This is a genomic window from Kitasatospora sp. NPDC004289 (assembly GCF_053602875.1).
This window is the reverse complement of record NZ_JBSGEL010000006.1, coordinates 15,729-29,690: the sequence shown is the minus strand read 5'-3', so window position 1 is coordinate 29,690 and position 13,962 is coordinate 15,729. Positions and strand designations below refer to the sequence as shown.

The 13,962-nt window shown below is 71.9% G+C and carries 15 protein-coding genes and 1 tRNA gene; 6 read left to right on the top strand and 10 right to left on the bottom strand.

Annotation, left to right across the window (positions count from 1 at the left end; genetic code table 11):
* Positions 1 to 26: 26 nt before the first annotated feature.
* From ACWEPF_RS05515 to ACWEPF_RS05495, 5 genes are all read left to right on the top strand, one after another.
* Positions 27 to 1,610, top strand: coding sequence for an ATP-binding protein (locus ACWEPF_RS05515; protein WP_452171540.1), 1,584 nt, complete (start codon positions 27 to 29; stop codon positions 1,608 to 1,610).
* Between the two features lie 17 nt (positions 1,611 to 1,627).
* Positions 1,628 to 2,011, top strand: coding sequence for a roadblock/LC7 domain-containing protein (locus ACWEPF_RS05510; protein WP_380149641.1), 384 nt, complete (start codon positions 1,628 to 1,630; stop codon positions 2,009 to 2,011).
* Complete coding sequence (locus tag ACWEPF_RS05505) at positions 2,008 to 2,367, top strand: DUF742 domain-containing protein (RefSeq protein WP_345285703.1); 360 nt, start codon at positions 2,008 to 2,010, stop codon at positions 2,365 to 2,367. Before ACWEPF_RS05510 ends, ACWEPF_RS05505 begins: the two co-directional genes overlap by 4 nt.
* A complete protein-coding gene (locus tag ACWEPF_RS05500; RefSeq protein ID WP_345285705.1) occupies positions 2,348 to 2,968 on the top strand; it encodes a GTP-binding protein in 621 nt (206 codons plus the stop codon). Before ACWEPF_RS05505 ends, ACWEPF_RS05500 begins: the two co-directional genes overlap by 20 nt.
* 181 nt (positions 2,969 to 3,149) lie before the next feature.
* A complete protein-coding gene (locus tag ACWEPF_RS05495; RefSeq protein ID WP_452171622.1) occupies positions 3,150 to 4,520 on the top strand; it encodes a cytochrome P450 in 1,371 nt (456 codons plus the stop codon).
* Positions 4,521 to 4,627: 107 nt separating this feature from the next.
* On the opposite strand, the gene ACWEPF_RS05490 is transcribed toward ACWEPF_RS05495, so the two are convergent.
* The 10 genes from ACWEPF_RS05490 to ACWEPF_RS05445 all read right to left on the bottom strand — a co-directional run bounded on the left by ACWEPF_RS05490 (position 4,628) and on the right by ACWEPF_RS05445 (position 13,012).
* Entirely contained in the window at positions 4,628 to 4,906 is a 279-nt protein-coding gene (locus ACWEPF_RS05490) for a hypothetical protein (RefSeq protein WP_345285707.1), read from the bottom strand.
* Positions 4,903 to 5,580, bottom strand: coding sequence for a hypothetical protein (locus ACWEPF_RS05485; protein ID WP_452171539.1), 678 nt, complete (start codon positions 5,578 to 5,580; stop codon positions 4,903 to 4,905). The genes ACWEPF_RS05490 and ACWEPF_RS05485 overlap by 4 nt, the downstream gene beginning before the upstream one ends.
* 62 nt (positions 5,581 to 5,642) lie before the next feature.
* Positions 5,643 to 6,320: a Crp/Fnr family transcriptional regulator gene (locus ACWEPF_RS05480; protein WP_452171538.1), complete on the bottom strand. Its 678-nt coding sequence runs from the start codon at positions 6,318 to 6,320 to the stop codon at positions 5,643 to 5,645.
* A 115-nt stretch (positions 6,321 to 6,435) separates the two neighbouring features.
* Positions 6,436 to 6,509 (bottom strand) — tRNA-Lys (locus ACWEPF_RS05475).
* Between the two features lie 75 nt (positions 6,510 to 6,584).
* Positions 6,585 to 8,003 carry an MFS transporter gene (locus ACWEPF_RS05470; RefSeq protein WP_452171537.1) on the bottom strand — a complete coding sequence of 473 codons (1,419 nt, stop codon included), beginning with the start codon at positions 8,001 to 8,003 and terminating at the stop codon, positions 6,585 to 6,587.
* Positions 8,004 to 8,025: 22 nt separating this feature from the next.
* Positions 8,026 to 8,406 carry a DUF6755 family protein gene (locus ACWEPF_RS05465; protein ID WP_449797324.1) on the bottom strand — a complete coding sequence of 127 codons (381 nt, stop codon included), beginning with the start codon at positions 8,404 to 8,406 and terminating at the stop codon, positions 8,026 to 8,028.
* The gene (locus ACWEPF_RS05460) at positions 8,403 to 9,017 is read right to left on the bottom strand and encodes a QcrA and Rieske domain-containing protein (RefSeq protein WP_452171536.1); all 615 of its coding nucleotides are present in this window, start codon (positions 9,015 to 9,017) and stop codon (positions 8,403 to 8,405) included. The genes ACWEPF_RS05465 and ACWEPF_RS05460 overlap by 4 nt, the downstream gene beginning before the upstream one ends.
* A complete protein-coding gene (locus ACWEPF_RS05455; RefSeq protein ID WP_345285719.1) occupies positions 9,014 to 9,667 on the bottom strand; it encodes a 4Fe-4S dicluster domain-containing protein in 654 nt (217 codons plus the stop codon). The genes ACWEPF_RS05460 and ACWEPF_RS05455 overlap by 4 nt, the downstream gene beginning before the upstream one ends.
* 4 nt (positions 9,668 to 9,671) lie before the next feature.
* Positions 9,672 to 11,963 carry a molybdopterin oxidoreductase family protein gene (locus ACWEPF_RS05450; RefSeq protein WP_452171535.1) on the bottom strand — a complete coding sequence of 764 codons (2,292 nt, stop codon included), beginning with the start codon at positions 11,961 to 11,963 and terminating at the stop codon, positions 9,672 to 9,674.
* Positions 11,960 to 13,012: an MFS transporter gene (locus ACWEPF_RS05445; RefSeq protein ID WP_452171534.1), complete on the bottom strand. Its 1,053-nt coding sequence runs from the start codon at positions 13,010 to 13,012 to the stop codon at positions 11,960 to 11,962. Before ACWEPF_RS05445 ends, ACWEPF_RS05450 begins: the two co-directional genes overlap by 4 nt.
* A 155-nt stretch (positions 13,013 to 13,167) precedes the next feature.
* Here ACWEPF_RS05445 and ACWEPF_RS05440 point away from each other — a divergent pair, with 155 nt between their 5' ends.
* Positions 13,168 to 13,947: a formate/nitrite transporter family protein gene (locus ACWEPF_RS05440; protein ID WP_452171533.1), complete on the top strand. Its 780-nt coding sequence runs from the start codon at positions 13,168 to 13,170 to the stop codon at positions 13,945 to 13,947.
* Positions 13,948 to 13,962: the final 15 nt, after the last annotated feature.

Here is a 13,962-nt window from a genome sequence, read left to right as displayed (position 1 = left end):
ACACCTTCCGACAGTTGAGGACGCTGATGCTTGGTGCTGGATCGTCATCCGGGGATCGGCGCCCCGCGGCCGGGCTGGGATGGCTCCTGCCCACCGCGCTGACCGCCGCAGCCGCTGCCGCGGCCACCGTGCTGATGGAGTCCGCCGCGCGTTGGGCCGTCGGCTGGTGCGGGGGAGTGGCCACCCTGATAGTCGCGGTGGTGGCCGCCGAGTCGGCTCGCCGGGGGCGGGCACTGACCGCCTTCCAGGAGCGGGCTGAGCGTCAGGAGGCGGAGCTCAGGCAGCAGTTGGCCGATCAGGAGGAGCAGACCGCCCGGCTGGCCGAGGCGCTGCCCAAGGCGGTGGCCCGGCTGCAGAGCGGAGAGTTCCTCGAGGACGTGCTGCGCGAGTCGGGCTCCGGCACCGGCTCGGCCGGCTTCCAGCAGGCCCGCCACGCGGTGCTGCGCACCGTGCTGGAGGCGGTGGACGCGGAGGAGGGTCTGCGCGAGTCCGCGCAGCGGGCGTTCGTGAACATCGCCCGGCGGGTGCAGGCGATCGTGCACCGGCAGGCGCAGGACCTGCGGGAGATGGAGGACCGGCACGGCAACGACCCGGCCGTCTTCGACGACCTGCTCCGGCTCGACCACGGCAACGCGCTGGTCGGCCGCCTGGCCGACTCCATCGCGGTGCTCGGCGGGGCCCGCCCCGGCCGTCAGTGGAACAAGGGCGTCCCGCTCTACAGCGTGCTGCGCGGTGCGGTCTCGCGGATCCTGGACTACCAGCGGGTGGAGCTGCACCCGGTCTCCGAGGTGGCGGTGGTCGGCCCGGCGGTCGAGCCGCTGATCCACGCGCTGGCCGAGCTGCTGGACAACGCGACCCGCTACTCGCCGCCGCAGACCAACGTGCACCTGACCGCGGTCGAGGTGCAGACCGGCATCGCGATCGAGATCGAGGACGGCGGCCTCAGCCTCAGCGAGGAGGGCCGGGCCCGGGCCGAGCGGATGCTCCGCGACGCGCAGGAGGGCATCGACCTCAAGGACCTCGGTGAGACCCCGCGCCTCGGCCTGGCCGTGGTCGGACGCCTCGCGCAGGCCTACGGCTTCCAGGTCTCGCTCCGGCCGTCCGCGTACGGCGGCGTGCGCGCGGTGCTGATCGTCCCCCAGGAGCTGCTGACCGCGACCCCGGCCAGCTCGGACTGGGCGCACGGCATCGGCGCCGTCTCCGGCCCCCGCCCCGCCGCCCGTCCGGCGGCCCGGTCCGCCCAGGCGGCACCGGCCCGGGTGGCGGTCGCCGGCCCCCGCCCGGCGCTGTCCGGACCGCAGGCCAGCCCCGAGCACGGCTGGGCCGAGGACGCCCCCGTGGTGGTGACCGAGCGGGCCGCCAACGGCCTGCCGCAGCGCCGCCGCCACGCCCGTCCTGCCCCGGCCTCGGCCCCGGCGCCCGCGGCCGTTCCGGTGGCGCACCGCTCCACCGCGCAGTACCCCACCGCTCCCGTGTCCGCCGCCGATCCGGTGCAGCCGGGGATGTGGCTGGCGGCCTTCAGCGAAGGCGTGAACGGCCAGCCGGAGCGGACCAGTGACCAGTCGTCAGGTACCACAGGCAGTACCACGGGCAGTAAGGGTGAGCAGTGATTCAGCAGCGGGCCAACATGGACTGGATGCTCAAGGAACTGGCCGAGGGCGTTCCGCAGACCCGGAACGTCGTGGTGCTCTCCTCGGACGGGCTGCGGATGGCCCAGTACGGTGCCGACACCGACACGGCGGACCGGCTGGCCGCGGCCTGCGCCGGCCTGCAGAGCCTGGCCACCGCGATCGGCACCGAGTTCCCGCACGGGGACGGCCGGATGCGCCTGGTGGTGATCGAGATCTCCGGCGGCTTCTTCTACCTGATGGCGGCCGGCGCCCGGGCCTACCTCGCGGTGCTGGCCGACGAGGGCGTGGACGCCGGGCTGATGGGCCAGCGGATGCGTGACCTGGTCGCCAGGATCGGCGAGCACCTCAGCACACCCGTCCGTGGCGAGCAGGTCGCATGACCGAGCGCGGGACGGAGTGGGACGAGGGCCATCCGGAGCGCCTGTACGTGATCACCCGCGGCCGTAGCGGGGCGGACGAACGGACCGTGCTCGACCTGGTCACGCTGATCGTCGCCAAGTCCCGTCCGCAGCCCGCGATGCAGCCCGAGCAGGCGGCGATCCTGCGGCTGTGCGGGTCGCCCCTCTCGGTGGCGGAGGTCTCCGCCCACCTGGCCCTGCCGATGAGCGTGGTCACCGTCCTGCTGGCCGACCTGCTGGCCGAGGGCCGGGTCGAGGCGCGGGCGCCCGTCCCCAAGGCCGAACTCCCCGACCGTGCCCTGATCGAAGCGGTGATGAATGGACTTCAGAGGCTCTGACGCCTACGGCTCCGACGGCTTCCACGGCCCCGCCGCCGTGGACGTGCTGCCGGACACGGTGGCCACCGCCGTCAAGGTGGTGATCGTCGGCGGCTTCGGGGTGGGCAAGACCACGCTGGTCGGCTCGGTCAGCGAGATCCGTCCGCTGACCACCGAGGAGACGATGACCCAGGCGGGCGCCGGCGTCGACGACACCGAGGGCATCGAGCGCAAGACCTCCACCACGGTGGCGATGGACTTCGGCCGGATCAGCATCAGCGACGAGTTGGTGCTCTACCTGTTCGGCACCCCCGGCCAGCAGCGCTTCTGGTTCCTCTGGAACGGCCTGTTCGAGGGCGCGCTGGGCGCGGTCGTGCTGGTGGACACCCGCCGGCTGGAGGTCAGCTTCGACGTGATCGGGCGGCTGGAGGAGCGCGGCGTCCCCTTCGTGGTCGCGGTCAACGGCTTCCCCGAGGCACCGGGCTACCCCGTCGAGGAGCTGCGCGGCGCGCTCGACCTTCCGGACGAGGTCCCGATCGTGCTCTGCGACGCGCGCAGCCGGGAGTCCAGCCGCGACGTGCTGCTCGCCCTGATGCGCTACCTGTACTCGCTCACCTCCTGAACCCGCACCCGTTCGTCTGACGCGTCGTCACCCAGGCGACGCGTCACCGTCCTGTCTGCCCACCCCCGGGAGCCCACCCCGGGGGACTCACCCCGGAGACCCAGTGACCACCACCGACGGCCCGTTCGAGACCCCGCTCGACGGTTCGCCCACCCCGCCGCCCGGCTGCCCCGCCCACGGGATGGCCACCGGCGGGTACGGCCCCGGCGGGATCCGCCGCCTGTACGGCCCGGAGGCCGAGGCCGACCCGAACGGCCTGTACGAGAAGCTGCGCGCCGAGCACGGCGCGGTGGCGCCGGTGCTGCTGCACGGCGACCTGCCCGCCTGGATGGTGCTCGGCCACTCGGCCAACCTCACCGCGATGCGCAACCCGTCCCGCTTCTCCCGGGACTCCCGCCGCTGGTCGGCCTTCCAGCGCAACGAGGTGGCGATGGACTCGCCGCTGATGCCGGTGCTGGCCTGGCAGCCGCTCTGCCTCTTCGCCGACGGCGCCGAGCACCGCCGCCTGCGCGGCGCCGTCACCGACGGCCTGGACCGCTTCGACCGCCGCGGCATCCGCCGCCACGTGACCCGCTTCGCCGACCAGCTGGTCGACGGTTTCACCGGCGCGGGCGCCGTCGACCTGGTGACCCGGTTCGCCGAGCACCTGCCGATGCTGGTGATGACCCAGCTGATCGGCATGCCCGAGGAGTACGGACCCCAACTGGTCACCGCCGCCCGGGACATGATGCTCGGCACCGAGAGCGCGATCGCCAGCAACGACTACGTGACGGCCACCCTGCGCCAGCTGGTGGACCGCAAGCGCCTCGAGCCCGGCAACGACCTGGCCAGCTGGCTGATCCAGCACGAGGCCGCGCTGACCGAGGACGAGATCGTCGAGCACCTGCGCCTGGTGCTGCTCGCCGCCAACGAGACCACCGTCAACCTGATCGCCGACACCCTGCGGATGGTCCTCACCGACTCCCGCTTCCGGGCCAACCTCTCCGGCGGGCACATGACCCTTCCGGACGCGCTGGACCAGGTGCTCTGGGACAGCCCGCCGCTGTCGATGATCCCGGGGCGCTGGGCCACCATCGACACCGACCTGGGCGGTCAGCAGATCCGGGCGGGCGACATGCTGCTGCTCGGCCTGGCGGCCGGCAACGTCGACCCGGAGGTCCGTCCCGACCTCAACACCCCGCTGTACGGGAACCGCTCGCACCTGGCGTTCAGCGGCGGCCCGCACGAGTGCCCCGGGCAGGACGTCGGCCGGGCGATCGCCGAGACCGGCATCGACGTGCTGCTCACCCGGCTCCCCGACCTGCGGCTGGCCGTCCCGGAGGAGGAGCTCAACTGGAGCGGCGCCTGGCTCGCCCGCCACCTGACCGGCCTCCCCGTCCGCTTCACCCCCGGCCGCCCCAAGGCCGCCGCCGAGCCCCAGCCCGCCCCGGCCGGCCCGACGACCGGTACCGTCACGGAGCAGCGGCCCAGTCGGCCGGACCCGGCCGCCCCGCGCCGCCGCCGGCGCCGCAGCTGGTGGCGGGTCCTCAGCGCACTGTGGCGCCGCAGCTGATCCCCGCACGGTCGTGGTGGCCGAGCAGCCCTGTCGCTCGGCCGCCACGACCGGAAGCGTTCCGTGCCGGAGTCGGCGCGCGCGGGTGAGCGGTGTCGCCCGGACGGTCAGCCGGACGCACCCGGCTGCCGCCGGGCGACGGCGACGTCCGAGGCGACCAGGAGGGCGATCACGACGACCAGGGCCCACAGGGTCTCGCCGCTGACGTGGCCGAACGGGATGTACGCGGCGAGGCCCACGGGCGCGATGCTCCGGAGGTGTCCGGCGACCTTGAGCGCGGCGCGGGGGTGCGGTACCCGGACGGAGGCCATCGGCCACCCGGGCTCCCCCTCGGGCTGCCGGGCGTGTTCGGTCCAGGCGTCGAACTGGTTCGGCGCGTCGTTCATGACGTGGTGTCCTCGTCTCTCAAGGCGGGTCGAGTGGTGCGAGGGAGCGGTGGCCGGGTGTCACGGTGTGCCGAGCGGGGGAGCTGGTCCACCGCGTGCGAGCGGGTGGGAAGAGCGACGATCCTGACCGGTGTCGACCGGTCCCGGTAGCTCAGTACGGCATGGACGAACTCGTCCCGCAGGGCAGGGGGTTGACGAGTGCTGAGGCGTGCCCATGCCTCATCGGTCACGGCCAGCACCAGGTCGGCGGAGCCCTCGGCCATGGCGCGCCTGAGCTCGGGGGCGTCGAGGAGTCCGAAGGCCAGGCTGATGTCCTTGCCGATGTAGCCCCGGCTGTCCACGGCCGTCACGCCGGTGTGGAGGACGGCCCTGAGCCGGATCTCCTCGGCCGGGCCGGCCGAGCGGTTGTGTCCTCGTAGCGCGACGGCGAGAGCGGGTGCGACGACGTCGACCACGAGGCCGGGCTCGAGCTCGGCGGCCAGGACGCACATGATGCCGTCGCCCCGGTCGAGCAGATCGCACGCGCCGGGCTGGAATCCGGCTCGCCGGAGCGCGTGTTCGAGGGCGTCGTAGAGGACCCGTCGGACCGTCAGGAGCGAGTCGTCGGTCCTGACGGGGGCGGTCGAACCCACGACGTCGACGCCGAAGAAGGTGCCGCGCACGAGCGTGTGCATACGCCGACAGTACCACGGCGCGTACTTCTACTGGAAGCGAAAGTGTAAATTTACACTCTCTATCAGAGTTCTTCGGTGATGACCCGGAGGGCGGGCAGGTCCACGACCGTGATCCTCCCCCGGCCGGTGGTGACGAGGCCGTGCTTGCGCAGGAGGAGCAGTGCCTTGGCCACGGCCTCCCGTGATGCTCCGACCATCGACGCCAACTCGTTCTGGGTGACCGGGAGTTGACGCGGACCTTCCTCCTGGGTCCGGTCCGGCTCGGTGTACTGGTCGTGGAGCGCGAGGAGCTGGCCCGCGATCCGCTGGAGGACGGTCCGGGACGCCATCTCCAGGCGGGCCTGGTCGGAGTCGCGAAGCCGGGAGGCGAGGGTCCGGACCAGGGTGAGCAGGACCTCCGGGTTGCGTTGCAGGAAGTCGTTCAGGTGCTCTGCCGTGACGACCGTGGCGGTGATCCTGGTCTTCGCCACCACGGAGGCGGACCGCGGGGTGCCGTCCAGTGCCGCCATCTCGCCCACGATGTCCGGCCCCTCGCGGAGGGCGAGGATCACCTCCTGGCCGTTGTCGGCCGTCACGACCACCTTGGCGGTGCCCTCGTCGAGCAGCAGTACGTGCGAGGACGGTTCGTGCTCGCGCAGGATCGTCTCTCCGGCGGCGTACTGGATCCGGGTCCCGAGTTGGCCGAGGGCCGATCGGTGTTCGGCGGCCAGTGCCTCCCAGAGATCGCTCTTGACCGTCATGGGACCTTCCTCCGGTGGTGCGCGCTACGCGTACAACGTAGACCAAGACCCGCGATCGAGGCGCCGAATGCCGGAAGGCCCCCCATCCGTCGATGAGGGGCCTTCCGGCTGTCTGTGCGCCGCCAGGGACTCGAACCCCGGACCCGCTGATTAAGAGTCAGCTGCTCTAACCAACTGAGCTAGCGGCGCCTGCTGACGTCGGAGACTCTACGCGATCGGGGCGGTCGGACGGAAATCGTGACGCCCCGACCACGGAGAGCCGTGTCAGCTGGGGGCCTCGGCGCCCTTGCGGGCGTAGAACCACCAGCAGACGACCAGGCAGACGGCGTAGAAGCCGACGAAGACCCAGAGCGAGCTGGTGACGGGGAAGAGGGCGAACATCGCGGGGATGAAGAAGAAGCCGAAGGCGGCGATGGAGGCGGAGAAGCCGGTGACGGCGCCGGCCTCCATCTCGGCCTGGTGGCGGGCCTCCTCCTGGGCGGCCGGGTCGGGGCCGGCGGCCGCGCGGTGCTGGTTGAGGAAGATGACCGGGATCTGGCGGAAGGTGGAGCCGTTCCCGATGCCGGAGAAGAAGAAGGCGCAGAGGAAGCCGACGTAGAAGACCCAGAAGTTGCCCTGGTTCCCGCCCGAGGGGAGGGCGTTGATCACCACGACGATCGAGGCGCCCATCCCGACGAAGGAGATGATGGTGCACCAGGCGCCGCCGGTCTTGTCGGCGATCCAGCCGCCGAGCCAGCGGGTGAGGGCGCCGATGAAGGGGCCGACCCAGGCGTAGGTGGTGGCGGAGTAGGCGGAGTCGATCGGGGTGAAGGTGGTGTTGATCAGGTTGGGCAGGGCGGAGGCGAAGCCGATGAAGGAGCCGAAGGTGCCGACGTAGAGCAGGGTCATCAGCCAGTTGTGCTTGCGCCTGAAGATGATCTTCTGCTTGGAGAACGGCGCGGCCGCGACCTTGAGGTCGTTCATCAGGAACCAGGCCGCCAGCGCCATCAGCACCAGCAGCGGGACCCAGAGGAAGGCCCCGTTCTGCAGCCAGACCTCGGTGCCGTCCTTCTGCTTCTGCGGCCCGCCGGCCGGCGGGCCGAGGATGCCCGCGGTGATCACCAGCGGTGCGACCAGCTGGACCACGCTGACGCCGAGGTTGCCCAGGCCGCCGTTGATGCCGTTGGCGTTGCCCTTCTTCGCCTTGGGGAAGAAGAAGCCGATGTTGACCATCGAGGAGGAGAAGTTGGCGCCGCCGACGCCGCAGAGCGCGGCGATCACCACCATCACCGCGTACGGGGTGGAGGTGTCCTGCACGGCGAAGCCCAGCCAGAGCAGCGGCCCGATCAGGATGATCGTCGAGAAGGCGGTCCACTTCCGCTCGCCGACCACCGGGCCGACGAAGGTGTAGACGAGCCGGCCGAGCCCGCCGGTCAGGCCGGGGATGGCGGTCAGCCAGAACTTCTGCGAGTCGCTGAAGGTGAAGCCGACCTTGCTCAGCTGGACCACCGTCACCGACCAGACCTGCCAGACCACGAAGGCCAGCAGCAGGGCGGGCACCGAGACCCAGAGGTTGCGGTTGGCGACCTTGGCGCCGGTGGCGGACCAGAAGGCGGGGTCCTCCGGCTCCCAGGTGGAGATGGTCGCCCCGGGCCGGTAGCTCTCCCGGCGGTGACTGCGGGACTTCTCGTCGAGGGTGCTCAACGCGGCCGTCCTAACGGTGGGTTCAGTGGTCGCGCGGCGAGATGCGCCACGCCAGCAGGACGACCAGGAAGGAGGCCGCCGAGAAGCCGGTGCACCACCAGGCGGTGGCGGTCTCGCCCTTCATCCAGGCGTTGGTGGCCACCGTCAGGGCCCAGAGCTGGCCGATCACGATGGTGATCGCCAGGACCAGACGGGCCGTCAGGACGGCCGAGCGCTCCGGCTCCTGCTCGGTGCCCGCGCCCGGACCGGGGCCGGTCCGGGTCACCCGGGGGTCGGCGTAGCCGCTGGTGGCGCGGATCTGCGGGTAGCGCTCCTCGACGGGGCGGTTCAGCCGGGGCTGCTCGCTGCCGGGGTGGTACTCCTCGGGGTAGGTCCCGGGCCGCTGCTCGTCGGGGTGCGTCATGACGCCCCCTCGGCGTTGCAGCCGGCCCGTTCGGCCAGCGCCGGGTTGGAGTCCCGCAGGCCGCGGCAGAGCCCGGCCCGCTCGGTCTCGCCGGAGCGCGCGGTGCCGATCGCCCAGACCGCGCCCTGTTCGTCCTCGACCACGACCACCCGGGGCAGCGGACGCGGCGGCGGACCGGCCGTCACCTCGCCGGTCCGGGCACTGAACACCCCTTCGTGGCAAGGGCAGTAGAGCTCGCCCTCGCTGCCGCGCTCCTTGCGCCAGAGCACCCCGCAGGCCAGGTGGGTGCAGACCGTGGAGTAGCCGACCACGGTGCCGTCCATCAGCCGGATGGCCATCGCCCGGTCGTGCTCGCCGGGGTAGTTGAAGGTCACCGCCTGGCCGCGGGCCAGCTTCTCGGCCACCTTGAGCGGGGGAGCGGTACCGTCGCCGTGCCGGTGCAGCACCCCGGCGGAGACCACGGTGGAGCCCACCACCAGGCCGCCGGAGACGGTGGCCACGATTCGCAGGTAGTCCCGGCGGGTGGTCAGCGAGTCGGCGCTGATCCGGTCCACCAGCGCCGCGTGCTCCTCGGAGAGGTCCGTCGACTCCGGTGCCTGAGGGGTGGTCACAGTGCTCCGTTCCCGGGCGTGGCACGCCCGTTGACCTCGATCACGTTGAGCGCGGGGTACCCGCCGGGGACGGCGGCACCGGCGAAGGCGCCCGCGCCGGCGGTGCCGTCGCGGCGTTCGGCGGGCACCACCATGGCGACGCCGGTGGAGACGGTGACGTCGCCGAAGGCGAAGAGCGTGGAGACGTCCACGTTCGGCCGCTCGGCCTGGAGCTCCTCCAGCGTCCCGTAGAACAGCGCCCCGGTCGGGCAGACCGTCGCGCACATCGGCGCCAGGCCGTAACTGGTGCGGTCGTAGCAGAGGTTGCACTTCATCTGGAGCTTGGCCTCCAGATCGATCTTGGGCACCCCGAACGGGCAGGCGTTGACGCAGTTCGCGCACCCGATGCACCGGGTCGGGTCGGCCTCCTGGACCACGCCGTCGGCGGTGATCAGGATGGCGTCCGCCGGGCAGACCTCGGCGCACGGGGCGACCGGGTCCTCGCAGTGCATGCAGACCGTGGGCAGCGAGGCGGCCGAGTGCCCCTCGTCGGGGTAGTCGAGGTGGATCATCGACTTGCCCCGGTGCGAGTCGCACTCCCGGCAGGCCGAGACGCAGGCCTGGCAGCCGATGCACCGGCCCGGGTCGATGAAGATGGTGCGTCCCAGCATGGGGTCAGCTCCTCTCCGCGGTGCCGCGGCCCTGCGGTGAGGTCGGCGGCAGCGGGTCGGTCCGTGAGGCCTGGGCCTCGGGGTACGCCTCCCGCCCCGGCGGGGTGGGCGGCGCGGGCACCTCGTCCAGGTCGGCGGCCCGTTCGATCCGGACGGCGCAGACCTTGTACTCGGGGATCTTGGAGCGCGGGTCGAGGGCGTCGACGGTCAGCGCGTTGGCCGCCACCGGGGAGGGCCAGTGGTACGGGACGAAGACGTGGTCGGCCCGGATCGCCTCGGTGACCAGGGCGGGCAGCACCGATTCGCCGCGCCGGGTGACCACCCGGACCGGGTCGCCGGTGCGGAAGCCGTGCGAGGGGTGGATCTCCACCCAGGGGCGCGGGGTCTGCTCCACCAGGGCGCCCAGCCGACGGGTCTGATTGCCCGACAGGAAGTGCGCCACCGTGCGGCCGGTGGTCAGCGTCATCGGGAAGTTCTCGTCGTACGGGTCGGCCGGCGGGTGCCACTCCACGGTCTGCAGGTGCACCTTGCCGTCGGCGTGGTACGTCCTCCCGCCCTCGAACAGCCGTGGCGTGCCCGGGTGGTCGGTGTCCGGGCAGGGCCAGACGATGCCGCCGGTCTCCTCCAGCCGCTGGTAGGTGATGCCGTAGTAGTCGTTGACGGTGCCCCGGGAGGCGATCCGCAGCTCCTCGAAGACCTCCTCGGAGCCGGCGAAGTCGAACTTGTCGCCCACCCCGAGGCGGCGGGCCAGCTCGCACATCACCCAGGTGTCGGTGCGCACCCCGGCCGGGGGCTCCTGGGCCTTGTTGTGCTTGACCACCCGGGCCTCGGCGTTGGCCATCACGCCCTCGTCCTCGGCCCAGGTGGTGACCGGGAAGACCACGTGGGCGTTCTGCGCCGTCTCGGAGAGGAAGAAGTCGAACTGGGCGTGGAACTCCAGGGTGTCGTAACCGTCCTTCACCACCGCGTAGTTGGGCAGCGAGACGAAGGGGTTGTTGCAGATGCCGATCAGGCCGCGGATCTCCTGGCGCTGCATCTGCCAGACCATCTCCATCATCGAGGTGCCGGCCTTCGGCAGCTCGGACTCCTCGATGCCCCAGATCTCGCAGATCTGCCGCCGGTGCTCGGGGTCGTTGATGGAGCGCCCGCCCGGCAGCAGGTCGGACTTCTGGCCGTGCTCGCGCCCGCCCTGGCCGTTGCCCTGGCCGGTGATGGTGCCGTAGCCGGCGCCGGGCTTGCCGAGGTTGCCGGTGGCGGCGCACAGGTTGATGACGGTCAGGCAGTTCTCCACGCCCTGGGTGTGGTGCTCGATGCCGCGCGCGTGCCAGGCCATCGCCTTCCCGGCGGTGCCGAACATCCGTGCCACCTCGACCACTTGGGACTCCGGGATGCCGCAGACCTCGGCCGCCCGGCTGGGCGGGTAGGCCTTCACGGTGGCCTTCAGCTCCTCCCAGCCGGTGCAGTGGGCGGCGATGAAGGCGTCGTCGGTCAGGCCGTCCTCGATCACCACGTTCAGCACCGCGTTGAAGAACACCGCGTCGGTGCCGGAGCGCAGCGCCACGTGCACGTCGGCGGTGCGGGCCACCGCCGTCTCCCGCGGGTCCACCACGATCAGCTTGGCGCCGCGGTCCCGGGCGCCCCACAGGTACTGGGTCATCACCGGGAAGCACTCGCCGACGTTGGAGCCGGCGATCAGCAGGCAGTCGGTCCGCAGGATGTCGGAGAACGGGTTGGCCGCCCGGTCGATGCCGAAGGCCAGCTTGTTGGCCCCGGCCGCGCTCACCATGCAGAGCCGCCCGTTGTAGTCCACGTGCCGGGACTTGAGCGCGACCCGGGCGAACTTGCCCACCAGGTAGGTCTTCTCGGAGAACAGGCTGGCCCCGCCGAGCAGGCCGAAGGCGTCCGCCCCGTGCTCGGCCTGGATCCGGCGGATCTCGCTCACCGTGTGGTCCAGCGCCTTCTCCCAGCTCACCTGCTGGAAGGGCTCGTCCCGGCTGCGCCGCATCAGGGGGGAGGCCAGCCGGTCGGGGTGGTTGACCTGCTGGTAGGCGTTGATGCCCTTGGGACACAGCCGCATCCGGTTGATGTCGTGGTTGCGCGGCTCGACGCCGAACACCTTGCCGTGGGAGTCGACCCGCAGGTACATCCCGCACTGCACCCCGCAGAAGCAGCAGTGGGTGGGCACCAGGGTCTGCTCGGTCTGGTCGGCCCGCCAGGCGGCGGCGGGCAGGCCGCCCGCGTCCCGGAAGTTGCGGGTGCCGCGCGGGGCGACGGTCGGGTCCACACGCTCGCTCAACGGTCGAAGCCCTTCTTCACCTGGGAGAGGTAGGCGCCGCCGCGCAGCACCCGCTTGCAGCGCGGGCAGTACTCCGCCCACTGGTCGAAGCCGAGCTTCAGGTCCTGCATGGTGGCGCGCAGGTTGGCCACGTACTCGGGGGTGTCGATCGGCTCGCCGCAGTTCTTGCACGCGAACAGGTCGTCGGGCGCGTCCGGGTCCTTCTTCTTGGACGTGTACTTGAACAGCTGCATGCCGACCGCCGCCGGGCGCTGCACGATGTGGAAGAACTTGCCGAACGGCAGGTACACCAGCGTCAGCACCACCGAGGCCATGTGCAGGATCGCCAGGAACTCGTAGCCGCCGCCGTGCAGGAAGATGGACGAGAAGGTGAGCAGCAGCCCGGTCACCGAGATGGTGATCAGCGCCAGCAGCGGGACGAAGTCGTAGCCGAAGCGCTGGCCGGTGGTGGCCTCGCGGTCGCGCATCCGGCGCCAGAGGAAGTAGCCGGCCCCGGCGATCACCAGGACCGCGGCCAGGTCCAGGCCGTGGTACATCGACCAGCCGAGGAAGGAGTCGGAGGCGAAGCCGAGCACCTTGAAACCCCAGATCCGCATCTCGTAGCCGGGGCCGGCCGCGCTGGAGGCGGTGAAGGTGAACCAGCCCCAGGTGAGCGGGAAGGTGATCGCGGCGGCCAGCAGGCAGCCCCAGAACATGAGTTGGTGGGCGGCCCAGCGGGCGTGCGAGCGGGCGCCGAGGAACTTCTGGAAGCCCAGGTAGGTGACGATCATCCTGGGCAGGGCGGTCGGGGCCTTGCGCAGGTTCTGCCAGGAGAGCGCCGCCCGCCAGCCCTGCTTGAAGAGCCTGCGGGCGGCCGGGGCGGAGACCCAGACCACGTAGCGGTAGACCACCCCGAAGGTGAGGAAGAGCGTCGCCACCGCGTACGGCACCAGGGCCGAGTCGAAGTCCCTGAGGCCGCGGCTGCCGAGCACGATGGCGGCCAGCAGGAGCAGTGTCGCCCCCGTGGCCACCAAGGACGCCCGCACCGCCACCGACTGACCTTGCGCCACCGGTCCGCTCCTTCGCTCGACTGTTTCGCAAGCTACTGACGGTCCGTCGGGTCCGCGCGCCGGGTGAGCCGGCGGGGTGACGAGGGGACGAAACGCACCCCGGTTGGTGACTTTCGCCCGGTCAGGGCGGCCGACGGGCGCGGGAGGGTGGTCTTATGCCGCACTCACCCGCGCACGCGCTCGACGACCTGCTGGCCCAGGCGGAGAAGAAGGCCGGCACCTCCCGGCGACGGCCCGGCCGCTACCTGGTCTCGGCGGTGCAGGCGGGGGTCTACATCGCACTCGGCGAGGTGCTGCTGCTCTCGGTGGCCGCTCCCTTCGACCTGGCGCACTCGCCGGTGGTGAGGCTGCTGGAGGGCGCCGTCTTCGGGGTCGCGCTGATCCTGGTGGTGTTCGCCGGGGCCGAGCTGTTCACCAGCGCGGCGATGGTGATGGCGGTCGGCCGGCTGGCCGGGCGCACCGGCTGGGGAGCGCTGGCCCGGGTCTGGCTGCTCACCCTGGCCGGGAACCTGGCCGGGGCGCTCGGCCTGGCCGTCCTGGTGCACGCGGGCGGGCTGCTCGGCGGCGCCCCCGCCGGTCGGATGCTCGGCGAACTCATCGCGCTGAAGGACGGGCTGAGCGGCGGTCAGCTCTTCGCCCGGGCGGTGCTCTGCAACCTGCTGGTCTGCCTGGCGATCTGGACGGTGGCCCGGGTGCGCGGCGACGGGCCCAAGATGACCGCCGTCTGGTGGCCCGTCTTCGCCTTCGTCGCGATCGGCTTCGAGCACTGCGTGGCCAACATGGCGCTCTACGGCCTGGCGATCACCGACGGCCGCGCTTCGTTCGCCGACCTGGCCCGCAACCTGCTGTACGTGGTGCCCGGCAACGTGGTCGGCGGGGCGGTGCTGGTCGGTGCCGCGTACTGGTTCACCACCCGCCGCGAGCGGGCGGACTGACCCGACCCGTGCGAG